Below are 25914 nucleotides of genomic sequence, written 5' to 3' on the forward strand. Positions count from 1 at the left end.
CTGTTGTTTTTGCTTACCATTTTCTATCTATTTTAAATCTTAAAATCATTTTAATAGAAAATGGCCTTCATGTCATTTGCGGATTCTAGTCTTTTCGGCTAATTTTGTTTATGCTTCCGTTTCATTTTGTACATCTTTCGTAAAATCTTCAGAATTTAAATAGCCTGGTTCTATGATAAGTTCCTCATCATCATAAAAAAATCCAGCGAACGGATACCGCTGACGGACTGGCTGCACAGCCTATGCTCATAATTAAGAAGCTTAATAAATGAAAGTGAGGCGAATTTTTCCTGCTGGCAGCTCTGCCTTTTTCCTTTCAAAACACAGCCAATTCCAAATAGCACAAGAAGTATCTCAATGAATCTCGGAAAAAATGGCGCCTGACAATATATTTTTGCTATAAAAATCAGCGAATGACAAGCGTCGGCGCTAAGGCACATCAGCTCATATATAAGGGTGATAGAGTTTTGCTTTCATTTACCGATAAGAGGCCGAACAATACAGTGGTGAACCCGTCGATTTTTTCTCGGAAATAAACTTAAATGTCATATGTTAGCCGTTATCCCTCTTTGCGTTTTCTAAAGTCTGCTCGACACTTTGTAAATGCTTCTCCATGCTTTTCCTTGACCTAATTATGTCGCGCTTTTTGATCATTTCGACAATTTCTAAGTGCTCCAGCCACGAATGGTGCATCCGATCAGGTATTTTAGATGTCTCCACCCTGATATTGTTAAAAAGGCTAGTGAGACTGTTCATTATCCGATAAGCAATTGCGTTCTTGGAAAGCTCCGCAATTCTAATATGAAATTTGTGATCTCGTTCAGACAATATCTTTTCATTCACTTTATTTTCGCTGATTAATTGTACAGTCTCTTTCACAAACTGATACAAAACGTCAATTTCCGAATCGGATGCCCGTTCAACAGTCCATACTACTGCTTGCGTTTCAATGAACATTCTTATTTCAAATAAATCTGCAAATTGGTCGCTTTTGACAAAGTAATGATTGGCTAATTGAGCTAAATTATTCGTTCCATCCGCTACAAAAACGCCATTCCCCTGTTTAATTTCAATAAATCCGAGCGTAGAGAGAACTTTGTAAGCTTCCCTTATTGTATTTCGACTCACATTTAATTTAAGAGAAAGCTCTCTTTCTGACGGCAGCTTTTCCCCGGGTTTCAGCTTATTTTCTTGAATAAGTGATTTCAATTCTTCAACAATCTTATTCGGAACAGTGGAACGATCAAAACGAATATTTTCAAACATAATGATCACCTGTGGTAGGAAATTCCAAATGCAACTGATTGGCCAGCTGCACTAAATCCTTTTCCACTTCCTGAGATAAATGAATACCACAATGTAATTTATGAATATAAGATTGTTCTCTTCGTTCCCCAGGGTACAAAATTGTATGGACTTCTTCTTTTTTAGGAACAGCTTTCATTTCCAAAAGCATTTTTTGCAGAAGAGAGGTAAATTGATCGACAGGCATAAATTTTTCTATATCGATTAAAATAAAAAAATGCCCTACATTTGCTATTTGGCCGTTATCGTCATATATATTTTCGACATGTGGGCCGTAAGCAGCACCTGTTAATAGCCCTGTTAATATTTCCACTGCCAAAGCCCAGCCATACCCCTTTACTCCTCCCGAAGGAAGAACGGCTCCGTTTAATGCTTCTGCAGGATCTTCCGTATCATTGCCTCTTTGATCGATTGCCCAGCCTTTTGGAATGGCTTTTCCTTCCTTTGCCGCTTCTATAATTTTGCCTCTTGCAACGACGCTTGCAGACATATCAATAATAACATCCGGTCCGTTTTTGACTGGAAAGCCAAATGCTATCGGATTCGTTCCAAAGAAAGCTTTTTTGCCTCCCCAAGGCGGAATCCCAGGCGGAGAATTTGTCATCACAATTGCTGCAAGATTTTCATCGCAAGCTGCCTTGCAATAATATGATGCACATCCAAAATGATTGCTTTTTCGAATGGCGATGGCAGCAACTCCCGTTTCTCTTGCTGTTTTGATTCCCTCTTTAATGCCATAATATGATGCAATCTGGCCCAATCCGTTATCTCCATCGACAGTTAAAATGGATAACCCTTTTTTTTGTATTTTTATGGACGGGGTCGGATTAATCCGCCCCTCTTTTAAACGTTTTGAATAGATCGGCAATCTGCTGATTCCGTGGCTTGTGATACCTTCAAGATCTGCCCTTATTAATGAATCTGCTACAACTTCAGCATTCTCTTTTTTAACGTTTTGCTTCACCAAAACATCTTCAACAAATTTTTTTAGAGCTTTCGCATCATAAACAGTCAAACTTCACTCACCCTTTAAAAATCAGATGAAACTAAAAATAGTGATTCTTTTCCCTCAAGTACTTTCATAATTTCATCTGAAATAATGTTAGTGATTCGTTCTTGGGACTCTTCTGTTAATCCAGCAATATGCGGAGTTACAGTAATCTTGCTGCTGTTTAATAGAAAATAGTCTTTTTCGACCGGCTCATTCTCAAGTACATCTAAGTAAGCACCAGCTATTTGCCCGGATTCCACCGCCTTGAATAAGGCGGATTCATCAATAATTCCCCCGCGAGAAGTGTTGATAATAATTGCATTTTTTTTCATTAAGTTAAATTCTTTCGTACTAAGTAAATTTCTTGTTTCATTCGTTAGCGGAACATGAATGCTTACAAAGTCGGACTCTTTTAAGACCTCTGCTAATTCAACCTTTGTAATCCCCGTTTCAGAAAAAGGATAATCGAATTCTCTTATATAAGGATCATAGCCGATCACTTTCATTCCAAATGCAATGGCTCTTTTAGCAAGCCTGTGGCCAATCTCTCCCGTTCCGATTAATCCCAATGTTTTCCCGTATATCTCATTTCCCGTAAATAATTTCCTATTCCAATTTCCTTTTTTAACGTCTTCTCCGGCTTGTATGATAGGCCTCGATGCCGTTAAAATAACGGCCATAACATATTCTGCTACTGAAACCGAATTGGCATTTTTGGCGGAGACGATTTTTACATTACGTTGTTTTGCTGCAAGTAAATTTATATTATCAAGCCCGACTCCTAATCTGCCGATTACCTTTAATTTTTTCCCTGCATCCAGTATTTCCTGATCAACAATTGTCTGGTTTCGAACGACTAATGCGTCTGCATCTATTATTTTGTTTATTAATTCCTGTTTATTTCTCCATAAATCCGGATTGTATTCGACCTCCGCTATTTTCCTCATCCTGTTAATCCCGGATTCAGGCATATATTCAGAGATTAGTATTTTCATTACTTTCCTCCGCTCATGCACTGCGATAAAGTTTCGTCAAAACAAATTCTCTATGCCCTAATGTTTCCGCTGCAGTTAAACGTCCGTTTATTGTTCGGATCAAAATATCAAGCAGCAAATCGCCAGCCTGCTGGAGATTATATTCCCGTTTCAATAATCCTGTAACGTCTACATCGATATGCTCTGACATAGTAGAAACTGTAATTGGATTTGCCGAAAGCTTAATAACGGGTACTATTGGATGACCAATTATATTGCCTTGACCGGTAGGAAAGAAATGTACGACCGCCCCTCCAGCTGCCATTAAAGTAATGCATTCAGCTGCTGCAGAGGAGGTATCCATAAAATTCAATCCCGCTTTTACTGGAGCCTCCGCAGGTCCTAAAGCATCAACCACCGGTTTTGTGCCTGTTTTTTCGATATTGCCGAGCGCCTTTTCCTCAATTGTTGTGAGGCCGCCTCTTATATTTCCTTCTGTCGGCTGGCTGCCAAGCAGATCAACACCTTTTGATGCGATTTCTTCAACATAGTTTTGATAAAGGCTTAAAAATTTTTGTTTTACTTCTGGAGTGGCACAACGCTCTGCAATTAAATGCTCGCCGCCAGTTAATTCGGAGGTTTCACCGAACAAAACAGTTCCGCCTTCGTCGATTAAACGATCAACTACATTTCCTACCGTAGGGCATGATCCTAACCCGGTTGTCGTATCCGACTCTCCGCATTTAATACTTACTAAAATTTCTGATAATTCCACAGGCTCTCTGCGAATTTCAGAAGCATCCTGCAGAAATTTTTGTGCTGTTCGAGCTGCTTTTTCAATCGTAGACAAATCGCCATAACGTTCAATTGAAAATCCGGCTACCGGCTTGCCTGTTTTTTGTACCTCCTCAACAATTCGATTTGTCCAGTTAGGCTCAATACCAATCACAACAACAGCTGCTACATTTGGATTAGAACAGTTGCCGATAATCGTTTTAAAAAACAAGTCTAAATCCGGCCCATATTGTAATCGCCCGTATGCATGCGGGATCGCTAAAGTACCAGGAACAATTTTAGCAACCGCTTCTGCTGCCGCATTAGAAATGTCATCGACAGGCATGATCACTACATGATTCCGAATACCAACTCTTCCGTTCTCTCTGCGATAACCCCAAATTTTATTCTCCATATTTCCACCTCGCCGTTTTTAAATTATGAGTATGAACATAGCTCCCTTTATAGATTTTTTTTGTAGCTACACCAATCGGTACGCGATATTCAATTACTTTGCTGTTTTCATCCAAATCCACTAAAGCAATCTTATGACCAAGAGGAATAAAATCTCTAGACTCTACTGAAACAACTGAATCGTCTTCTAAGATGACCCCTTGGATTTGCTCGCCTGCTTCAATGTCTTCTATTGCGACTCCCACAGAATCGCCGACATTATGTACTAAAAACTTGTGTGACACTATGAACCACCCCTCCATTTCCTTTTTTACAACGCATTTGGTTCAGACATTCAATGGTCCAACCAATTTCTTTAAATTAAATAAAAACAGGCCTTGCACGCCTGAAAATATATTATTTCCAAGCATTGCAAGGCCCTTCAGTCGTCTGATCGAACCTAAATTATTCCTATTGATTTACTGCGGTTTAAAGATTACCATGGATTGAATTTTTTGTCAATATTTTTTCAAAAAAAATCAATTAAATTATGTTCAAGATTGGCTCCGTTCCGGGAATAATCATTCAAAAATTCCACTCTTGCAATCTTTTCAACAACTCGAGAGCCGTTTATGGCGAATCATTAAGTTATGATTTTCATAAAATGGCGAAAAATCGTTACCGTTCCAGAGCCCGTTCCGCCTTGCCCAGCCGCCTTATATGCTTGATTCCGAGGGAAGTAATGAAAATCAACTGATAGAAAAGGTTCAGGAATAACAACAACGGCGCAGGCTGTAAAAAGAATAAAAGAACGTCTTCAAACGGCCTTGTGAATATGATAGCTGACCACAAAAAAATGAAATACGTATATAAAATCCAAATAAAGATATGAAAGGCAATCCGCACAAAAGCATAGAAGGAAAGCAAATTAATTTTCAATTTCTTTAGTTGATCTATTGCATTTTTCCACAAATTCGGCTGATTCAATAGATCAACGATCATCCAGTAGCCGTCTCCAGGAAGCAGCGGGAAAATCGCAAACAGCATTCTAAACATATGAACAATAAGAAAGGACCAAATCCATGGTGAAAGCTGTGCAAAGCATAAGCCGATCACTGATGTTAATCCGCATACAATCAAATCTGCCGTAAAGCCCGCGATGTTGATCCGCATGCGCTGCCATTTTGATAGCTTCCAAGCTTCATTGCAAACAATGCTAAATAACGGGACAGGCCCGGACCATTGAACAGAAATGGAAATGTTCCCTGTACGCGGCATTGTTAATAAGTGCCCAAGCTCATGGATGAGGACTGAAAATGTTAAAACTCCGGCGATGATCCATTGACCTTTTAGATCAGTGACGAGAAAAAATGGAGTGTTGATCATGAACAAAACGGTGCTGATGATCGAAATCAAAACAGCACCTGCGGTAATCCAGTTAAACCATTTACGCTCCAGCCAAGGATTGTAATAGGTTATGAGCGGCTTTTGATCCGGCTCAAAATCAGATTGTTTTTCTTCAATAAGGGAAAAGGCTGCATCCTTATCGATGCCTAACTTTTCAAGAAATAGTAAAATTTCCTTCTCCGATACTTCCATTTTATCTGCAATAGAAGATATAGGCTCTTTGTTTGCCAACTGCTCCAACAATTTTTTTGAATAGTTATCTATTTGCAATAAAAGTCCATCCGGTCGTTCAATCCAGTACCGATCTTCTTTTATCTTTCCTATTTTGTATACTAACGGTTTTTGAAATGACTGTGAGTAATTCACAAATACTCCCTCTCCAAACGTCAGTTTCTCACTTTCAGTTTATTTTCCTCTTTAAGAATGGCTTGTTGGATCAAGTATGAAGCCAGCTGGGAAACAATTGAAACAGGGGCAACCCGATCGAATCCTTCGAACATTGGGCTTGGATTACATTCAATGCATATAACAGAACCGTCTGGACGTAGTTTTAAATCAATTCCGCTGAAAATAAGCCCTAATGTTTCGCATGCCTCTATACATAACTGAGCGATCTCTGGCGTTATCTCAAAGGGTTTGACTTGATGGGCGCCTTCACGATAATCAATTCCTTCTCCCTCAATGATAAATGATGCGATGACTTTTCCGTCCAGGACAAATACACGTACATCCTGGCCTTGTATGTATTCTTGGAATTGCACCGGTGCTGTGCTCAATGCTTCTAATCTTTCAGGTTTTTTATCTTCCTCTGTCAATAGACGGCACAATGCTCCTCCAGCAACAGGTTTATAGATGACATCGCAGTTATGGCTGAATTCCAAAACTTTTTCCGGATTGCTGGTTACTAACGTTTTAGGAACGGGAATACCTGCTCTTCTTAGACACTCAAGGTGATAAGGCTTTGCAAAATGAATGAGCAGTGTATCAACAGGATTGACGATGAGTCTGCCGAAGTAAGAGGAAGATTTTAACCAAGACAGCCAAGCAGCATATCTCTCCCGCTCCGCCGCATATGCCAAAAATCCATTCTCCTTGATTTGTTCCTTTATTTGAGAAGTATCGAATGCAGGAGTAGGAACAAATAATGCTCTCAAAAAGTAAACGTTCGTTTCCGATAAATCACGGTTTTCATAATGGCTGTCTTCACCGCCAAAGCTTAAGGGGTAGGGGACATCCGGCGAATTATCTAAAATGAATGCTTGGGCGCCTTGTCGAACCAATTCCTTTTGTAAATAAAGACAATGCCTTTCAAATTGTGAACCGATAATACCAACAGATACTTCCGCCATTTCGCACCTCCGATGAAATAAATGAGAATTTTCCGAATTTTATCGCCCCAGAAAACATTCTCTGGGGCGCTTGTCCAACTTTTAACAAAACCTATTTTATAAAACCGCCTTCTTCGCCAAGTGCATATGTGGTAACAATTGGTCCGCCCTCTTCCCCGATAGCTTGAGTTGTATATCCTCCTTCTTCGCCTAAAGCTAACGTTGTGGCATATCCCGGATCCACAATAGGGCTTACAAATAACGGAGAGCTAGATTGCCTTACTTCCAATTCTTCAATAAACAATTTCTTTTTCATTTTTGATTCCTCCTATTCAAAATATTAAAAAATTTTCTGTTTAAAAATAACATATTTACCTTTATCTTCCTATAGATAAAATGTCCTATTCTGAATAGTGCTTAAGAATGAAATTGAGAGAACAAATAGGTCTTTTTGCTAAATCCTCCACCTGGAAAAGTCAAGTTTATACATTTCGGCTTTAAAAAATAAGAGAATCACTATGTTTGATAGACACTCTCACACACGGTACAGCGGTTTTGTTGTTTAAAGCGCAATTGAGTTCAGACACAATATCTATGTCTTGAATACCTACATGCTGGAATGTAGGCTTCCGGTTTGAACAAAATATATCGATTTTAAATAGTTTTTAATAGTCCCAGTTTTATTCCTTTTACCACTGCACCAACTCTTGAGTACACATTCAGCTTTTTAATAATTGATGAAACATGGTGTTCGACCGTTCTTCTGCTTACCATCAAAATATCACTGATCTCTGCGTTCGTTTTATCTTCAGAAATCAGCTTTAAAATTTCTAACTCAGTTTTGGTTAAATAGTGATTCTGATATTCTATTTTTTTTCTAGGAATGATATTGTTGCCCAAAAAACTTTGTCTGATCGCATTTGCAAGTTCTGTAGCAGAGTTTTCCTTCGTAATGAACGCATAAGCACCGGCATGATAAGATGCGTCAATATATTCATCATCGTTATAAGCTGATAATATGACAATCTTCAGATTCGGATAGCTTTCGATTAATTTCTTTGTCAACTCAATTCCATTGTAGCCTTTCATTCTTATGTCCATTACCACAACATCCGGATGATTTTTTGATATTGCTGCATTGATGCCGGCAGGGTCGCAAATGGTATTTACAACTTCAAGATCTGATTCGTGTTCTAATAATTGTTTGATTCCTAACAAGACTAGTAAGTGATCATCTACCAGTAGTACTTTAATTTTCATTTCAATCATCCTAATCTCGGCAAAGTTATCAGGAAGTTACAATGCCCAGTTCTGACTGCATTTAAGCGTAGCCATCTTCTTCGAAGATTTTAGATCGTCACTCACCCTAATTGATTTTTTCGGAAAACTCAATATAAACACCCTTTTATTTTTAAAGCATTTTATAAGTCTAAAAAATATTGAAGAGAACAGATGTGAGAATAATTCACAAAATTTCCATTAAAAAAATTTCAATTAGAACAGAATGTATTTAGACTAGCTTCACTAAAATCAGATGTACATTGGCACCAGCATAAACAATTAGCGATTATAGACTAAAAGCGTATACACATCTCGAAAAAAATAATCTTCGTTTCCAAATCATTTTCCTCTAAAGGCGCAACAGTTTAAAGATGCCTTTTTTCAAGCTTAGAGCTAAACAAGTGTTTTTTTCAAAAACTCATTTACTTTTCCGTTAACTGTCCGTCTGTTTTTCATATATACACAAGTGAGAGAACACATCCAAATCCAATCTTTTCTTTTGCGAATGCAAAGTTCAGTGAATCCTATCGATTCTCGCTTTTTATCCCTCCTTCAACTAGTATTTATAGTAAAAATTTTACACTAAATGACAGTTTTTTTCATTGTTTTTTCTAAAAATAGGTATTTTCCACATCATTTTTTGTGGAAAATACCGATGTTTTTTTAGAAGATTTGTAATATATTTTGAATTAAGAAGAATAAATTGTAAATTCTACCAAAAATATATCAATTCTTCTCTTCTCTCTAAAACTTTAAACAACAAGCCGGAGCATTGTGATCATATGAAATATTGACATTGTTTTTTAGCAAATAAATATCGAAAACTCATTAAATTATGTAAGCAGGTGATTTGATAATGCGTCTTGAAGAGCAAGAGCAATTGGTAAGAAACCCTAGTCATGTTTTTATCAAAAGGATATTTTATCCATTTAAAATCATTTATTCGCCGCAAAAAACTTTATTGAACATACATAATGAAAAAAAACTAGGAATACTAGCTACTTTGACATTAGTTATATTGTTTGCCGCAATAAGTATTGTTATAAGTCAAAATTTATTGGAATCCGAATATATAGCAGATCTTTTAGGAAACAATCCATCACAATCGTTTAAAAATGCTCTTACTATTTTTGCCGCAATTATGCAAGTCTTCTTATTTTTCGTTAATATTCTTTTACTTACAGCCTTAATAAAAATAGTTCTCTCCATCGTAAAATTGAAAGTAAAATTCAGGGAATTATTGAGATTTGTCATCATCGCTCAATCCCCTGTTGTTTTGGGGCTCGGTATAAAATACGTGTTATCTGATCCGTCTCAATATCATATTCCTGTCACCAGCTTGGCCTACCTATTTTCAGGATTAAACATGAATCAATTTGTGCAAATATTTTTATCGAAAATTGAATTATTTAATTTGTGGTCATTATTTCTAATTTGTTTAAGCTTAACAATTGTTACAAAGCAGTCTTTAACAAAGATAGTTTCCATATTATTCCCAGTAATAATTATATTTAACACACTAATTGAACTTATTTGAAAGGAGGTGAATTATAATGTTGGAACTTGATCTTTTAGTTGCTTATGGCATTAATGAAACTACTGCAAATACTATTGCCGCATTTTTGGACGCCGGTTTAGGAATAGCTTCATTCTTGACATTGATAACCGGAGCAGGTCTCACATTAAAAGCCTTGCAGATAGCTCTAAGAGCCGGAGGCAAAAAAGCTGTAGTAGCATAATGTTTTTAGGATAGGATAGAGAGCCGTTAGTCTTTCTCTATCCTACCTTCTATTTAATTTAAGAAAAAGTTAGCGAGTGAGTGATGTTGAACTATTTTTCCCGTCTACGAAACACTTTTATCCTTTCTGCCATTGTATTTGGTATAGGTTTAATTATTGGGGTCATGATAATTTTTTCGACTTCGCCTCAAATGGAGGAGGCAGCTGAGCTCCAAAGAACTTATAAAGCTGGCTGGTACTCAGTGTATTCTATTTTTTTAAATAATATACTTGTTTGTCTAGTTTTAATGCTGGGTTTATTTACATTTGGGATTCCTACGTTTATTTATTTACTCTTTAATGGCATATCTATCGGAGCAGGTCTAACTCATCTTATTTTATCTGATCAACCTTTATTAAATATATTTTTAAAGGTTATACCTCATGGAATATTTGAAATCCCCTTTTTTTTATTAGCAGGAGCTATCGGCTTTTTAGGATTTACATTTTATTTTAATAGAAAATATGGGTTGAAATTTTTATTAAAACATGTCGTAATGGTAATTATAGGAATCCTTCTAGCTTCCATTGTAGAGGGATTGATTACATTAAATTTATGAAAGTCGGGAGTCAAAATGAGAGCAGCATGGATTAAATGGAAGATTTATATAAGATGGAAAAATCAATGGAGTAAATTTTTAAATAGAAGAGGGTATTCAGGATATATATTTGCGATCATAGCTTTTTTTCTTGATGTCATAGAGGCTATTTTTTATTTTTTTTCTGCATATGCTGTATTAAAACTGGTAATTATGAATGAATTTTTACATACAGCAACGACAGGTGCGCCATTTTTGGACTTTTTATTGCAAAAAATTTCCCAAATTAACAACAATGTTTATATTCTCTGGCAGTTTTATTTTGTATATGTAATAGTTTTCTCTGTTATTGCTGGCATAAAAGCTTCCAAGTGGAATTTAAGCTCAATGGACAAGGAGTGGCTGTTGTCACATTTTAAATTGAGTTTAAGTAAAGCCAACTCTATGGTTATTTTCGAAACAATCTGCTGGAACATAAGAAGTTTCATCATACATATTTTAACATTGCTTTTTAGCTTATCATACGCAATCGGTTTAAACATATCTATGGTAATTGGATTAACACTGCTCAGCTTTTCTTTATATTTGTTTGTCAGCATTGCTGTCTCTTTTTCGCACACATTTTATGTATACAAGTTTATAATAGAAAAACCTTTCGTAAACAAAGTAGCCAAAATTGTCATATCAAGAATGATCATATTTTCAATAGGCTATTTTTTCGCTGCAAAGTTTACAGGATGGCTTATTGATATTCCCTTTATTAAAGAAAATCCCACATCCGAGTCATTTGAAAAATGGTCTAACAAAGGTTGGGAAATTCTGTTTGACAGTGTAACGACGATCAAAATCAATTTAAGCTTTTTTGATATTTTCACTGCTAATTCTCTATATACATATATTGGCACGATATTGATGTGTATGTTTACTATGGTATTTTACTTGTTATTTATCATTCTTTTTAAAGAAAACCCCAACAGGCGATCAGCGGAGTATTTTGATCGGCTGCCTTCCCCGTTATTAAAAGTGCCGTTTTTAAAGAAAAAAGCTTTTACGATTCTTTTATTTATTAGATCGAGCTTTTTTCAAAAGAGGCTTCCGTATATGTTTGGCGATTTCGTTTATTGGTTTTCTGTTGGCATATTTAGCGGATTGCTCGCCAATTTAGATGATGAGTACAAAGTGCAGCAATTAGTACTTTCATTTTTTATTTTGTACCATATTTATTTTTTGGCGGAACGTCATTATCAGCATTTTATAGGGGGAATGGCCTTAGAAAGTGATGGCACCAATGTCTTAATTTATTTAAATGCTGGAAAAAATCTTTGGTATGTATTTAAACAAAAGTTTTTTGTCTACATCATCACGTTAATTCCTTTAATCATAATAGGTGATTTCATTGTTTATATACTCACTCCCATTTCATTAACTACTATTATATGGTTGCTCTCAATGCAAATTTTAGCTTTAAATGCTTTTGGCGCTTTAAATTATATTTCCAGCGCCTTCTATCCTCATTTTGAATTTCGAAACGCTGAAGAATTGAATGAATTTGGCGATAAAAAAATGGTCGATTCTATCTTAGATGCAATGTCTTTATTTATCATACTTCCTAGTATGACAATCCCCATGGTTTTATTTATCATGGGTTATTTAACTAAATCACAATATTTGTTCATCAATCCTATTTTTCTTGCTATTTATCTATTCGGAATGCTCTTTATATCACTTTTATTAGTAAAAAGAAAGCTAAATAAAAAACAATTTATTTATTAGGAGTGAAAATCCAGTGGGAGCAGCATCTTCTGATTATTTATTGAAAGTCCATAATCTGACCAAAATTGAAAATGGGAAAAAAATATTAGATCAAGCAACGTTTGAAATTGCTGAAAATAAAATTGTCGGATTTCTCGGGCCAAATGGAGCGGGGAAAACCACAACCTTTAGAATTTTATCTGAATTGACCGGCTACGATGATGGAGAAATTTACGTCAATGGTGTAAAACTGTCAGATCTGGATCAAAAAGAAATCATGTTACTTCCTGATGCCCCATTATTATTTTCCGTGCTGACCGGAAAAGAATATTTAAAATTCATGAGCGAGTTATTAAATTTTGATATAGACAGTCCGGAAATTAAAGAAATGCTCCAGTTATTGGGATTATTAAATTCCTTAAATAAGCAAATTTTCAATTATTCGCTTGGGATGAAAAAGAAACTCAATCTTATTCCATTATTAATGAAAAAACCGAAGCTGCTTTTGCTAGATGAGTATTTATCAGGAATTGACCCTGTCAGTATGAAAGATATTAAAAACATCTTAATTCAATACGCACAAAATGGATGCAGTATTTTTATGTCTACACACCAACTAGAGGTTTGTGAAAGATGTTGTGATTCAATTATTTTAATTTCCAATGGGAAAATATTAAAAAATAATATATCTATTTCCGAGATCAAAGAGACAGCTAGCAGTCTTGAGGAATATTATTTAAATGTATTTTCAACTGAGGAAGGATGAGGAATGTGTTCAAATATATTGGGGATATACTTCTCTTTATACTTTTTGCATTTGCCTTTTATTACGCAATTAAGGGATGGAAAGAAAACCGAAGCGAAAGTATATGGTATCTCATATTTAGTTTATTTATTTTGGGAGGTATCATCGTTAGATTTATATTTTAAATCGCTACCATTGCAAATAAATCCGATGATTCCACCACACTAACAATGTTCAAAAATGATAAAGTACATAACCCTTGGAAAAGGTGGTTCCTATTCGAAAAGTTACACTTAATCGAACAATAAAATGAAGTTCTTATAAAGTTAAGAAAACCATGGGGAAAAATCTTTCATGCACCACCGATCAAACGAAAAACTTTACGTTGAGTGGTAGGTAAGCTAACAAGGCTGAATTAGCTAACTGTCTTCCTGGCTGAAAAAGCATACACAGTGGCTCAAAATCAAATCGCAGTATGTTCCCGTCTGCTTCACCTTAATTCATTAAGGAGACGATACAAGTCAAGTTTCAATGACTTTCGGGACAATCCCATTGTGGAAAAAGAATCCTTATTTTAGTCATAAATATTCACTATGATTCGGCAAGGAAATAATACTGTTTTGTTCATATCATAATTCAGAAACTTTCAATCTCCCTGGGGTTCTTCCTGCGAGAAATAAATTACTTAATAGTGCCAAAATGATTGTTCCAATTGTTAAAAAAACGACACCATGCCATCCGTAATTTTCCCATAAAAGGCCGGGAATCCAACCGCCGAGGCTTCCTCCTAAATAGAAAAACACCAAATATAAAGACGTAGCAGCTCCCCGTGAATCGGCGGCCATATCTGTCACATAAGCTGTTGTTGCTGATTGAGAAGCAAAATTTCCGAGCGTCAACAATGATGATCCCACAACAAGCGCAGGAATCGTTGGCCAAAGCGTTATGAAAATACCGATTCCGCCAAGAATATGCCCCATACTCATTGTCCAACGCCGGCCAATCTTATCAGATATCATGCCGGCTATAGGAGCGGAGAAAATGCCGAACGCATATGTAGCATAAAGCAACGAAATTTGTGTATTGCTTAACTGAAAAGGAGGTTGAGCAACATAAAAAGGAATATATGTGAAAAAGCTAATAAATGCGAAGAATTGCGAAAAACCTATAGTGAATGTACCTATCAGAGCAGGATTTTTAAAATGTATGCCAAAACTTTGTTTCTTCCTTTCTCTTTGATAGTTAGGTTTAGGGAGATATTTCCAAACTAAAAAAGCAACGACCATGGAATACACCGCGATTATTGAAAAAACAGTCCTCCAGGAAAATGTGTCGGCTATCGGTCCAGAAATAACCCGTCCCAGCAATCCGCCCGCCACATTAGCACTTACATATACTCCCATCACTCTTCCACGTTGATTTAGAGGAAATTCTTCAGATACATATGCCATCATCACAGCCAAGATGCCAGGTATGATGAGACCATACATACATCTCCAAAATAAAATTGATGAAAATGATTCACTAATGTAAATCATCATACTCGGAAAAATTAATAATATACTTGCAAAAAGAATAACTTTTTTTCGATCCCATTGGTCCAATAATTGAGCAAATACAAAAGATGACACGGCTAATGAAATAATGGTAATCGAAATAGCTGAGCTTGCCGTTGCTATCGATATATTAAATTCTTGAGTCCACAACGGGAGTAGAGGCTGTGGTGCATAAAGAACAATGAACGCATTTGCTGTAGCTACAAAAATAATGAATAAACGTAACATATAGTGACTACTCCTCCGCTATCTTTTATTGTTGAAGTCATCTTTTTAAATGTTTACTGAGAGCATCGGCCGGTTCATATTCAATAATGCAGCCTATACAATGAATGACATCCTTATATGGAAAACAAATTACCGAGGATGAGAAGAGTTCTTTTCGTTTAACAAAAAAGTAACTCTTTTAAATAATTCGAGATACGAAAGAAATATCCTTCATTTTTTTATCCTCACGCCTCTTTCAATCTATAATCGTTCCAAATATATAGAAAAAAGAACAGCCAACCATATGAATGCGGCTGCACTTTCGAATCCTATTTAATAGAATCTACTTTTTTCGAAAATACAAATTCAGAGTCGCCAACGCCACTTATTCTATAAATCGTATCATTTTCCTCAAGAACAATATTGTCTCAGCCAATTCACTTGAAATAACCGTTACTATCAGAGCCTGTATCAACCAATATCCGATTGTATTTGATAATTGAATTTTGAGCCACTCCGATCTAACTTTGCAACTGGTAAATCTGCATAAATCTTGATGTCAAAAAAGCTTCCTTGTCTTATAATAGGCATAGGGGGTCAACCTTAAGTCGATAGATTGTTTGGCCGCTTACTTATTTCGACATTTTCGGGAGTACTTCTTATTTAGTGCTTAGAAATCTTTGAGTCTGGATGAATAATATTTATAAAATTCATTCAATTTATTATTTTTAGTATTGTTCAAAATTAATGTAATATTAATGATGAAGAGAAAGGTAAAATTACAACACTAAACTCATACACTTGCTTAAATGCCTTGAACAAGAAACTAATTACAAAGCTTTGATTTATTTAGACTGCTAGCTTTTATCAGTATGGGAAACTTATTTGATATACCCAAAAACGTTAATTCCAGTAAAAATATCCAAAGTTAAGGTAAAAGAAAGTTATTCCAAAATTATCTAGGTAAGCTACCTTTTATCACGGATTCAGGTATCTATAGGATATATGGGTAAAGATATATTTTAAACATTACAACTGCTTATAAAATTCTTAATAACCCAAAAATCTAAAGGAAGAAGGGAAAGCATTGAATTACTTAGTAAAGCAAAAAAGATTTGTAGCTAATTTGTTTAAAGCTAGATTCCCATTTATATATATTCCAACTTGGGAAGAGCAAAGAGCACTAGCACTTATTAATGACATTGCCTATGATCAACAGTTGATTAAAACAACAAGAAAATTATTTACTTGGAAGATTACGGAAGGGATTGTAGGAGAGGGTATACGTAAAGACGATACGAAGGTTCCTGTAAAAGCATTAGAATTTATTGAAAAGTATGATGAGCCCGCTATTTTTGTACTGCAAGACTTCCATGTTTATTTTGGTGATCAAGGAAGATTACCAGATCTTCTTGTGATAAGAAAACTACGTGACATTGTAATGAGTTTAAAACAAAGTGTTAATCCAAAGAATATTGTATTTTTATCTCCAATTCTTAAATTACCGCAAGATTTGGAGAAAGATATTACAATTGTTGATTTTCCTTTACCAACCTTTACTGAAATGAAGCAACTGCTTGATGAAATGATTGAAGTAAACCGACAAACAGGAAGAATTGAAATTAACTTAAATGAAGAAGAAAAAGAAAAACTCGTAAAAGCATCATTGGGTTTAACACTTTCGGAAGCCGAAAATGCCTTTGCACGGGCAATGGTTGATGATGGAAAATTATCAATCAAGGATGTTGAAGTGATCCTTCAAGAAAAAGAACAAATCATTAAGAAAACAGGGATACTAGAATTTATATCGAGTAATCTTAATATGGATGAAGTCGGTGGATTAGAAAATTTAAAACGTTGGTTGAAAAAAAGAGATAAATCTTGGTTAGAGTCTGCGCAACAGTATGGTTTACCAGCTCCAAAGGGTGTGCTCATTACAGGTGTTCCAGGTTGTGGTAAAAGTTTAATAAGTAAAGCGATTAGTGGAATGTGGCAGCTTCCATTACTGCGATTAGATATTGGAAAAGTGTTTAGCGGCATTGTTGGTAGTAGTGAAGAAAATATGAGAAAAGCGATTCAAACAGCTGAAGCCATTGCTCCTTCCATCTTATGGATTGATGAAATCGAAAAAGGATTTAACGGAACTAGTTCATCTGGAGATAGCGGGACAAGTTCTCGTGTTTTTGGACACTTTTTAACTTGGATGCAAGAAAAAGAAAAATCCGTATTTGTAGTTGCCACTGCAAACAATATATCGGCACTTCCTCCTGAAATGTTGCGAAAAGGTCGATTTGATGAAATTTTCTTTGTTGATTTACCAACACATAGAGAACGTATTGAAATCTTCCGAGTTCATTTAAAGAAAAGATTAAATAACCCAAGCGTAAAAGGTAATTTTGAAATTAGTACTGAAAACCTGGAAAAATTGGCTGACATGACGGAGGGGTTTGTAGGAGCAGAGATTGAACAAGTTGTCATAAATGGATTATTTGAGGCATTTTATGAAGAACGAAGTGTTCAATTTAGTGATTTTGAAAAAGTTTCGAAATTAATTGTACCACTTGCGGTGACACAGGCTGAACAAATTAAAGAGATTCGTGAATGGGCTAGTGTTAGAGCGGTTGCGGCTACGCCTAGAGAAGATCGAGCGGAGTATTGCGAATCAAATAGCTCTAACATGGATATGGATATTAAGTCCACTCGTGGCGGTCGTGCGATTGACTTTTAATAGAAGTAGGTGAATGAATTGAGCATTGAACTTTTGTTAGTTCCAATTGGTATTGCAACAATTAGTTCGATTAAAGCCTTTGCAAATCAAAAAAATGATTCCTTTATCATTCCAACGATTATGAAGAAAGAAGATTTACTTCAAAAATCGATTGAACAGTATGGTTGCAAAGTGACAAAATTGACTGAACAAAATTACCAAACGACAATTGAAGATCTTCAAATTTATTTTCAACTAACTGAACAGGGGTATTTTGAAGCGATATTTAACAATAGTGTTGACACACAAGCTGCCATGGAATTTATTGAAAATTTACAGACAGAATACAAATATCTAATACAACAAGAAACTTATCAACATTTACTGAAACAAGCAGCAGAACATGGCCTACATCTGGAATCGGAAATTATGCAAGAAGACCGAACAATTGTTTTAACTTTTAATGTCAACAATATTTCTAAATAGGTGATGCTATGGGAACCAAAAAAATACAGATCAAATTGACAGAAGACGGTAAAATCTTTGCGGAAACAATTGGCATGAAGGGACAAGAATGCATCAAGTATATTGACCTTTTGGAGAAACTACTCGAATCGGAAACAGTTGATTCAAATTATAAAGAAGAATATTTTCAATTTGAAGAAACTATAACTGAACAAAATAAATTGAAGCTAAAGGAGGAGTGAATGATGCGGAGTATAACTGAGAAGGGGATAGGTTGGGAATTACGTAACTCCATCTGGATGCTATGGGTCTTTTTCCCTTTTGCTTTTTTTAATTATATTTCTTTTTTCTATGCAGCTTTCAGAGTAAGACAAAGAAAATGGTTTTTTGCAGGACTCATATATACTTTACCTTTTATCATATTTTTAATTGCAGAAGAAGGACATTTCTTATTTGATATCGCGTTTGCATTAGCACTTATTAGTTGGGTTTCTTCCATCTTTCATGTTTTTAGAATTAGACCTGAATATTTACTCCGTCTTGAATCACAGCAAAAAGTACAAGAAAAAAATTTAAAGCAATTAAAAGAAGCTATTGCGAAAGAACATATCCTTGAATCGAATGATGAACAGCAAGTGATTTCTCCAAAGGAAGAATTTATAAACCCAATGCAGCCATCAATTGAAAACGAAAGCGTAAGTAAACGAATCGATGTCAATCATGCTTCAGCAGATGAAATTGCAAAGGTACCTGGGGTTGGATTGATTTTTGCGAAAAAAATACTTGCAGAGAGAGAAAGGGTAGGATTCTTTCAAAATTTCGAACACTTTATCCAAGTTCTTGGGATTAAGCCTCATGTAGCTGAAAAAATGAGACCATATTTACAGTTTAATACTGACGATAATAATCAAGGAAATCAAAAGAAAAAAATGGAACGAGGAAGAGTTGTGGACTTTTGATGGAACTGTACATACATCGTTATATTCCAGTTACTGAAGTGGAAGGACCAGGCAAAAGATTTGCAATTTGGGTACAAGGTTGTTCAATTCGTTGTAAAGGGTGTGCCGTTCCTTGGACTTGGGTAAATGAAAACGGTACAAAAATGAATGTGGAGAATTTATTTGAATTCATTAAAGATAGTAAAGAGCAAAACGAGATTGAAGGCGTCACATTTCTTGGAGGAGAACCGTTTGATCAAGCTGAAGCCTTAGGGGAACTAGGAAGAAAAGTGAAACAACTCGGCTTAACAGTTATGACATTTACAGGGTATTTATATGATGATTTGAAAAAACAAAAACAAAATCAACAGCTGCTATCAGTGACAGATTTGCTAATCGATGGACCTTTTATCGAAGAAAAATTAGATTTAAGCCGTCCTTGGGTTGGTTCATCCAATCAAAACTATCATTTCCTCACGGATGTTTATAAACATTTAGAAACGAACTTTCATCAATTTCAAAATAAAATTGAAATTCGAATTTCTCAAAATGGTACAATCTCAGTGAACGGAATGGCAACGAAAGATACATTGAAAGAAATATTGAATCAGCACACTTTTAAACGTATCCGATCAAATACTTAATTTTTATTTGTTAGGTGCACTTGATAAAGAAACAATAGATAATCCCCTACCTTTCAGGTACCGTCAAAAATTTTGTGTAATACAAGATAGATAGGGGGTCTCTGAAATGGATTTGGAATGTTTCTCCACACGGGGCTGTCCAGAAAATCAAATCCCCATAAAAAACAAAAAATCATAAACATCGATATATCAACGTTTCTAAAACATCAAAGGGGGCGTCAATAAGTAGTAAAAACGACTTATTAGACACCCCCATGTGGAAAGTGGGAATCCTCCTATTTTTTTGATTTGCATTATTTAGTTCTTCAAACATTTGCTCGAGGGCTGCTTGTACTTCGGCCAATCCTGGCAACTTTCGCTCTGCCCATTTCTCATTAGCTGATACAGGATTAATTTACCAAATCCTCAATCATAAGGGTGTGGTTGCCAGGTCATTTTCACCTAGGCAATCGATTACTTTCTCGTATACCAACCGGCGGCAGATGTTATTGCGAAGCTTTATAATGCAGGATGATAGGCTTATTTTTTTCATTGTTGCTTTATATAAACTAATTTCACCAGTTGTATGTTCGGAGTCTGCGGAATCAGCCACAAAATTTTCATTTAATGATATAGTCCAAATCTCTTCGTTATGTCTCATTAAAACAACAGCAAGAGTACCAAACTGAGTAATATGATCCCAGTAAAATAATTTCCTTTTTACCATTTATGAGTAACAGAAATTCCTTCTGAATGGCTCACAACCTCAACGTTATTTCCTTGCCATCGACCATGGATTTCAGCCCCGACATAATAATAGAACCTTCCGTTTCCGCGATCACCATAAGTCCAGATAAATTGTTGAATCGTATGATCAACGGTTTTATATGTAACGGCGGCAATAACATTCGCTAACTATTCCACTTTAAAATTCCCCATCTGTTTTATAGGGAAGCCTTTCTTTTGGACGAGACAGAATTCCGTAATAAGACCTCAAGTAAACGGCATCCCCACTCTAATTGATAATACATGTTTAAAATCAGGCGATATACTTATGATATTTTTAACTTTTTTACCATTTGCAACAAACAATCCCTCATTGACTACTTATTCCATCCAATTTCTGGATGATGTGTCTCAAACCCTAGGATATTTTACTTAAAATAGAAAGTTTTAGGTAGATTATTTAAATTTTTCCTTATAATCATTTAACTATTTATTTAAAAAGCCGATTATAAATAATGAAATTGTTTGGTTTTCAATTTAATTATCACTTTGATGACTATTGTGTGCAGAAAAGCTTTGCGGAAGACCAACCAAACATGAACTCTGCAAGTTCCGATTTTTGCAATTACGGGATATCTGGAAGTAGGTACGCTTTTTACATAGCACGAATCACAATATTAATTTGGTCCAAACCCGTACTACTATAGTTCGTTTGTTGATACTTTAAAAAAACAACACAACGCAGACTGGAAACTGGCGATTTTAACTATGGCAATCACATTTTAATCGTCGATTTAAAAACAGGTAAATCAATCGATTTCTTTAGTGCGTTGAATTTTTACTATGGAAGCAAAGTGGAACCATTGCCTTCCATTAATTAGATAGGAGGGAATAACCGTGAAAATTGATCTTGGATATATCGGAGCAATAGTCGCTCGAAATAGAGCCAAAATGCCACCCGTACACGAAATCAAAAATCCATTGGCCGGACAACAAGTGGAAGTCAACCGAAACGGACAAGCCTATAAACTTACGATTTCGGATGAAATCAAACAAGTTCAAGGCTTGATGGCCATACCGATGGAAAAGTTTTTTCACGTAGAAAACGTTGACCCTTCTGATATTTTCTCTTATCGGCCAAAGGATCAATGGCTTGTGTTCAGCCAATATTTATATGAATCCAAATACTTCGATTCGCTAAGTAATGAAGAAGTAAAAAAAGTAGAATCCATCTTACAACACATAACGGACGGAGTAGATAGTTTGTCGCCATATCTAGGGATTAGCCTTTTTGGAATTAGTAAAGAACAACAGCATTCTTATGAAGCCCATCTTGAATTGGCTTCTTCAACAGCTGCACTTCAATACTTCAGTGATACGTTTTTAAGCGGTGATGTAAAAAAAGGATTTGATCAACTGATTCAAGATTATGTCCGCCACAATACGAAAATAGCCATAAATCACCAATCGGTAGAGGAGCGATTCATCGCAGCACGAGCCAAAATCAGGTCACTAAATGCTCCTTTAACATACCAACAAAGCCGTGAGCTGTCCATGACGAATAAACTTGGGAAAACGGTATATACACAAGCAGAAATTGAATCAGTCATCAAAAATTATCAAGAAATGTTTGAGAGCATTCAAAATGAAGAAGATTTGTCTGGAGTGCTTGCAAAAGCAAAAGAACAACTGCTTTCATTTGCTACGAAAGGCATCTCACCAAGGGATATAGATTACCAATTGGCAAGAGATTTTGTTGCACAGCGTGCCGATGACACATTCAATCGAATTGAGAATTACTGGCGTATGTTATTGCAAGAAAAATAAATTGTTCATTTGATCCGTGTTAAAAGATAGGGGGAAGTTTTTGCACTTTTTAACAAAAGTTGAGCAAAATATGGAAAAAGCTCAACCAACAGAAAATTGCTTGCAATGAAAATTACCGTTTAATAACTGAAGAAATCAATAATCTGCTTTCGAATAAACTGAAGCTTAAGCTGGAAAAATCTACTATCAATCCAAACGTGAACGAAAGAAATATGAGGAAAGACTACAAAATGATTTAATAGACATTTCAATGAACTAACTTCTGAGATGCTTCACCGTTTGGTTGATCGAATCGAAATAAAAGAAGATGTTTCACCAAAGATTTATTATCATTTCAAAAATGATGTTTTAAAAGAATAAAAGATATAGGAAAAGCACGTTTCATGATTTCCAGAAACGTGCTTTCAGCTTATCGACAAAGTCGACAAACTGAGATTAGTTTAAAAAACTAATCTTTTTGATTCCATTAAAAACGAGTTACGAGTGGCATAGGGGGATACCGCGATAATAAAGAAAAAGCTGAGGTTCTATGAATTAAGACTTCATATTTTAGTGTTTATGATAAATTAAATCAGTTTCGTAACTATCACCGCTGTAATTATTTTTTTAAATACAATCTCTTTAATTCTTTTGTTTCTTCTTTCTTTAATTTTAAATTGTAATGTGAAATGATCTTTTTCATTAAGGAGTCAAATTGCTTTAAATAAAAGCCATAATTGTAAATTATCACAAATGCACTTGGCAATCTTTTGTTTCGGACAATTGGGATTATATTATTCTCAAGAGACAAGTAAAAAACATCACAACGATCTTCATTTATTTTATCAATATTTATTTTTCCAATTTCTTTCCTATACAAAGAAAAATAATTTTTCCCTATATGATCTTCAAGGATTTTATTTGCTTTATTAACATCTTCTCCTATATTTCGCAGCATTTTTCTTACGCTATTACTTGGTTTATCTTGATTAAAGTAACTATACACAACAATATAAAATGCCAATTGGCCAAATTCCGAATCGGCATATTGTCCAATCAAAAATTCTTTATTTCTTTGGACTTCATATAATCTCATTTTTTTGTTGACAATATCAGTTTTACATTTTATAGACATATCGAAATACACATTGTCTTTATCATAATTTTTTTGATAGACAGAAACTTTGTAATGCACCCCTTTGTCAAGACACAAATTGATAATATTTAAGTTATCCATTCTCTCCTTTCGCTATGAATGTGGTGCGTGTGCAAAAAAGGCTTGACATGGAGCCTCTACGGGCACGATTTTTTGCGCCTACTTGATGTACTAATCACATAGTCTAAAATTCTTTCTTTCGATAAATAATTACAGCAATTAAATATGAGAGAGTAAATACAGTAATACCAAGTACTATAAATAAAATCGGAACTAATAAAGACGAATCTATGGATAACGGTAATTTGTCTATTAAATCTTCTACTAAGAATTTGATTCCATAATAAACAAATAGACCTACAAATCCTCCTCCAAGTACAAATGCATCAGATTTGTCTGCACCAAAGATATAGAGGAACGGGTATATAAGCGCACCTGCTAAAAGAACTACGAAAATTCCAGAAGAAATAATATTAATTATGCCATTTATTTGTGTTTCAAAAATTAGATCATATGTATAAATAACAATATATGAAAGAAATGCTCCGATAATCACAACCGATAAGTAAAAAATATAGTGACTTCGGACAATATTAGACCTACTAACCGGTAAGGTAAGTACATATTTATCATAACCAGACTTACTCTCTATTTTTATAACTTCAAGTGAAGGCAAAGTCATTAATAATATAATTAACATAGCGGCCACACCACTTACCATAGGCCCTGAAAAAAATAAAAGTACACCAGAAATCAATAATGCGAGACCTACATATGCAAAAATACTTCGATAAACTAGGTAATAGTTTGTCAATAATAGACCTTTCACTTAAATTTCACTCCCTGTTAGTTAGTAAGAGACTAAGTTCTTCCATTGAAATCTTTTTAGAGCTAAGGTCCTTTGGCAATTCCATTTTATTTGATACAAGTATTCTAGAACAAGAACCATAGTCCCTTTTTGCAACAACTATATTTCTATTTAGTAAAGATAATCGTTCCTTTTTGATATCAACAATTGCAAATTTTTCAAGAATCTTGTCCTTTCTCTCATTTAATAAAATTTCACCATTTTTGATAAAAACAATATGACTAGCAATTTTCTCAATATCACTCATAATATGAGAAGAAAGTAATATCCCACCACTACTCTCTCTCACAAAGCTTTTTAACTCACCTAAGACTTGTTCTCTTGATGAGGGATCAAGCCCTCCTGTTGCCTCATCTAGTAATAGTAGTTTTGCATTATGTGACAGTGCAACAGCTATAGAAAGTTTCATTGACATCCCACGAGAAAATTTATATATTTGTTTATCTTCGGGGAGAGAAAAAGAATTAACCAATCGGAAAAAATCATCTTGATTCCAAGTATTAAATATTCTCAAAAAAACTTTATTTAGTTGTTTGATTGTTAGGTGCGCCGGTAAATTCATAGCATCGAACACAACTCCAATTTTTTCCTTCATCTTAGGCTGTTTATGTATATTTTCTTTGCCAAAGATTTTAATTCTACCTGAATCCTGAGAAACTAGACCTAGTATTGTTTTAAATGTAGTAGATTTACCTGCACCATTATCACCAATAAAGCCAACTATTGATCCTGACGGAACATTGAATGTAACATTTTTTAAAACAACTTTATTGCCATATCGCTTTGTAATATTTTGAACATCTAATAAGTACGACATTTTCTCACTCCAACATATTATCTTAGTATATATATGTATTCTACTTACACCCGTTAAATCATTTATTTTTTTTAAAATTATTTTTCTATTCAGAATAATAATGTAGAATAATACATTTTAAAAGGGGCTTTTGAATCGTTTTGTTTTTTATTAGGTCTAAGAGCCTATGTTTTTACTTATTTTTGTTTGTACATCCAAGGTTATGAAAATAATATAGGAGAGAATAAATAGTATTTTTCCATTGATTGATGTTAAATTAATAGATGGATACTACCTTGACACTACATTAAATAAAAAAATTTATAGAAAAATAACAAGTATCATTTACTTAATGATTAGTGCCGAACTCGATTCATCAGAAAAATGTAAGTGTAGTACTTCTTCTAGGTCCTTTTCGGTTAATTTTTCTAATATTTGTATTACGTCAAATAAATTCGTCCCATTGAAATGATAACGTGTGAATTGATTTGCAATAAATTGAGGCGAATTAATAGACCTTAAAAAGCAACCAATTTCCTTATTTATTACACGTTGTGCATTATCTCTTTTTATCGGATCCCTTTTAAATCTAGAAACCGTTTCATATACAGTATTATGTAATGCACCCCTTTGTCAAGACACAAATTGATAATATTTAAGTTATCCATTCTCTCCTTTCGCTATGAATGTGGTGCGTGTGCAAAAAAGGCTTGACATGGAGCCTCTACGGGCACGATTTTTTGCGCTGGAGCGATGGACAGATAACATCGCATGGCTAAAACAGCCTATCATGCCCGTC

At 34.9% G+C, this 25914-nt stretch carries 25 protein-coding genes and 1 pseudogene; 12 read left to right on the plus strand and 14 right to left on the minus strand.

Going from position 1 to position 25914, the window contains the following annotated elements; translation table 11 throughout:
- Positions 1-108: 108 nt before the first annotated feature.
- From FB379_RS19035 to FB379_RS13190, 10 genes are all read right to left on the minus strand, one after another.
- Positions 109-237, minus strand: coding sequence for a hypothetical protein (locus FB379_RS19035; RefSeq protein WP_277874807.1), 129 nt, complete (start codon positions 235-237; stop codon positions 109-111).
- 315 nt (positions 238-552) lie between these two features.
- Positions 553-1266 carry a FadR/GntR family transcriptional regulator gene (locus FB379_RS13150; RefSeq protein ID WP_144598176.1) on the minus strand — a complete coding sequence of 238 codons (714 nt, stop codon included), beginning with the start codon at positions 1264-1266 and terminating at the stop codon, positions 553-555.
- The gene (locus tag FB379_RS13155; protein ID WP_130157224.1) at positions 1259-2320 is read right to left on the minus strand and encodes an Ldh family oxidoreductase; all 1062 of its coding nucleotides are present in this window, start codon (positions 2318-2320) and stop codon (positions 1259-1261) included. Before FB379_RS13155 ends, FB379_RS13150 begins: the two co-directional genes overlap by 8 nt.
- A gap of 14 nt (positions 2321-2334) precedes the next feature.
- A complete protein-coding gene (locus tag FB379_RS13160; protein WP_144598177.1) occupies positions 2335-3291 on the minus strand; it encodes a hydroxyacid dehydrogenase in 957 nt (318 codons plus the stop codon).
- A gap of 13 nt (positions 3292-3304) precedes the next feature.
- Positions 3305-4459: a UxaA family hydrolase gene (locus tag FB379_RS13165; protein ID WP_066248079.1), complete on the minus strand. Its 1155-nt coding sequence runs from the start codon at positions 4457-4459 to the stop codon at positions 3305-3307.
- Complete coding sequence (locus FB379_RS13170; RefSeq protein WP_232515603.1) at positions 4449-4742, minus strand: UxaA family hydrolase; 294 nt, start codon at positions 4740-4742, stop codon at positions 4449-4451. Before FB379_RS13170 ends, FB379_RS13165 begins: the two co-directional genes overlap by 11 nt.
- 373 nt (positions 4743-5115) lie before the next feature.
- Positions 5116-6210, minus strand: coding sequence for a hypothetical protein (locus FB379_RS13175; RefSeq protein WP_144598178.1), 1095 nt, complete (start codon positions 6208-6210; stop codon positions 5116-5118).
- Between the two features lie 20 nt (positions 6211-6230).
- Complete coding sequence (locus FB379_RS13180) at positions 6231-7193, minus strand: ATP-grasp domain-containing protein (RefSeq protein ID WP_144598179.1); 963 nt, start codon at positions 7191-7193, stop codon at positions 6231-6233.
- A gap of 91 nt (positions 7194-7284) precedes the next feature.
- On the minus strand, positions 7285-7488 hold the full coding sequence (locus FB379_RS13185; RefSeq protein WP_063388395.1) for a hypothetical protein: 204 nt from the start codon (positions 7486-7488) through the stop codon (positions 7285-7287).
- Positions 7489-7826: 338 nt separating this feature from the next.
- Entirely contained in the window at positions 7827-8432 is a 606-nt protein-coding gene (locus tag FB379_RS13190; protein ID WP_063388394.1) for a response regulator, read from the minus strand.
- Between the two features lie 877 nt (positions 8433-9309).
- On the opposite strand from FB379_RS13190, the gene FB379_RS13195 reads away from it, so the two are divergent.
- From FB379_RS13195 to FB379_RS13215, 5 genes are all read left to right on the plus strand, one after another.
- The gene (locus FB379_RS13195; protein WP_144598180.1) at positions 9310-9990 is read left to right on the plus strand and encodes a YIP1 family protein; all 681 of its coding nucleotides are present in this window, start codon (positions 9310-9312) and stop codon (positions 9988-9990) included.
- A gap of 16 nt (positions 9991-10006) precedes the next feature.
- A complete protein-coding gene (locus tag FB379_RS13200; protein ID WP_063388392.1) occupies positions 10007-10192 on the plus strand; it encodes a hypothetical protein in 186 nt (61 codons plus the stop codon).
- Between the two features lie 86 nt (positions 10193-10278).
- Positions 10279-10791, plus strand: coding sequence for a stage II sporulation protein M (locus tag FB379_RS13205; protein WP_158640200.1), 513 nt, complete (start codon positions 10279-10281; stop codon positions 10789-10791).
- A 15-nt stretch (positions 10792-10806) separates the two neighbouring features.
- On the plus strand, positions 10807-12543 hold the full coding sequence (locus tag FB379_RS13210; RefSeq protein WP_144598181.1) for a hypothetical protein: 1737 nt from the start codon (positions 10807-10809) through the stop codon (positions 12541-12543).
- Between the two features lie 13 nt (positions 12544-12556).
- Entirely contained in the window at positions 12557-13288 is a 732-nt protein-coding gene (locus tag FB379_RS13215; protein WP_158640201.1) for an ATP-binding cassette domain-containing protein, read from the plus strand.
- A 608-nt stretch (positions 13289-13896) separates the two neighbouring features.
- On the opposite strand, the gene FB379_RS13220 is transcribed toward FB379_RS13215, so the two are convergent.
- Positions 13897-15051, minus strand: a complete 1155-nt coding sequence (locus FB379_RS13220) for an MFS transporter (protein WP_066248068.1) — start codon at positions 15049-15051, stop codon at positions 13897-13899.
- A 1066-nt stretch (positions 15052-16117) separates the two neighbouring features.
- On the opposite strand from FB379_RS13220, the gene FB379_RS13225 reads away from it, so the two are divergent.
- The 7 genes and pseudogenes from FB379_RS13225 (at position 16118) to FB379_RS13250 (ending at position 22316) form a co-directional block, all read left to right on the plus strand.
- Positions 16118-17758 (plus strand): AAA family ATPase, encoded by a 1641-nt coding sequence (locus FB379_RS13225; protein WP_130157217.1) that lies wholly within the window; start codon positions 16118-16120, stop codon positions 17756-17758.
- A gap of 18 nt (positions 17759-17776) precedes the next feature.
- Positions 17777-18223 carry a hypothetical protein gene (locus tag FB379_RS13230; RefSeq protein WP_066248066.1) on the plus strand — a complete coding sequence of 149 codons (447 nt, stop codon included), beginning with the start codon at positions 17777-17779 and terminating at the stop codon, positions 18221-18223.
- An 8-nt stretch (positions 18224-18231) separates the two neighbouring features.
- Positions 18232-18444, plus strand: coding sequence for a DUF2997 domain-containing protein (locus FB379_RS13235; protein ID WP_066248063.1), 213 nt, complete (start codon positions 18232-18234; stop codon positions 18442-18444).
- A 3-nt stretch (positions 18445-18447) separates the two neighbouring features.
- Complete coding sequence (locus FB379_RS13240; RefSeq protein WP_158640202.1) at positions 18448-19161, plus strand: ComEA family DNA-binding protein; 714 nt, start codon at positions 18448-18450, stop codon at positions 19159-19161.
- Positions 19161-19784 (plus strand): 4Fe-4S single cluster domain-containing protein, encoded by a 624-nt coding sequence (locus FB379_RS13245; RefSeq protein WP_066248060.1) that lies wholly within the window; start codon positions 19161-19163, stop codon positions 19782-19784. Before FB379_RS13240 ends, FB379_RS13245 begins: the two co-directional genes overlap by 1 nt.
- Positions 19785-21170: 1386 nt before the next feature.
- Positions 21171-21370, plus strand: a pseudogene (locus FB379_RS18800) (hypothetical protein); the annotation flags it as partial.
- Between the two features lie 16 nt (positions 21371-21386).
- Positions 21387-22316, plus strand: a complete 930-nt coding sequence (locus FB379_RS13250; protein ID WP_144598183.1) for a hypothetical protein — start codon at positions 21387-21389, stop codon at positions 22314-22316.
- A gap of 598 nt (positions 22317-22914) precedes the next feature.
- On the opposite strand, the gene FB379_RS13255 is transcribed toward FB379_RS13250, so the two are convergent.
- The 3 genes from FB379_RS13255 to FB379_RS13265 form a co-directional block, all read right to left on the minus strand.
- Positions 22915-23532: a hypothetical protein gene (locus FB379_RS13255; protein ID WP_144598184.1), complete on the minus strand. Its 618-nt coding sequence runs from the start codon at positions 23530-23532 to the stop codon at positions 22915-22917.
- 103 nt (positions 23533-23635) lie between these two features.
- Positions 23636-24280, minus strand: coding sequence for an ABC-2 transporter permease (locus FB379_RS13260; RefSeq protein ID WP_063388946.1), 645 nt, complete (start codon positions 24278-24280; stop codon positions 23636-23638).
- 7 nt (positions 24281-24287) lie between these two features.
- Positions 24288-25136 carry an ABC transporter ATP-binding protein gene (locus tag FB379_RS13265; RefSeq protein ID WP_130157213.1) on the minus strand — a complete coding sequence of 283 codons (849 nt, stop codon included), beginning with the start codon at positions 25134-25136 and terminating at the stop codon, positions 24288-24290.
- Positions 25137-25914 lie beyond the last annotated feature (778 nt).

This window comes from Aeribacillus composti (assembly GCF_007827555.1).
GTDB lineage: Bacteria > Bacillota > Bacilli > Bacillales > Aeribacillaceae > Aeribacillus > Aeribacillus composti.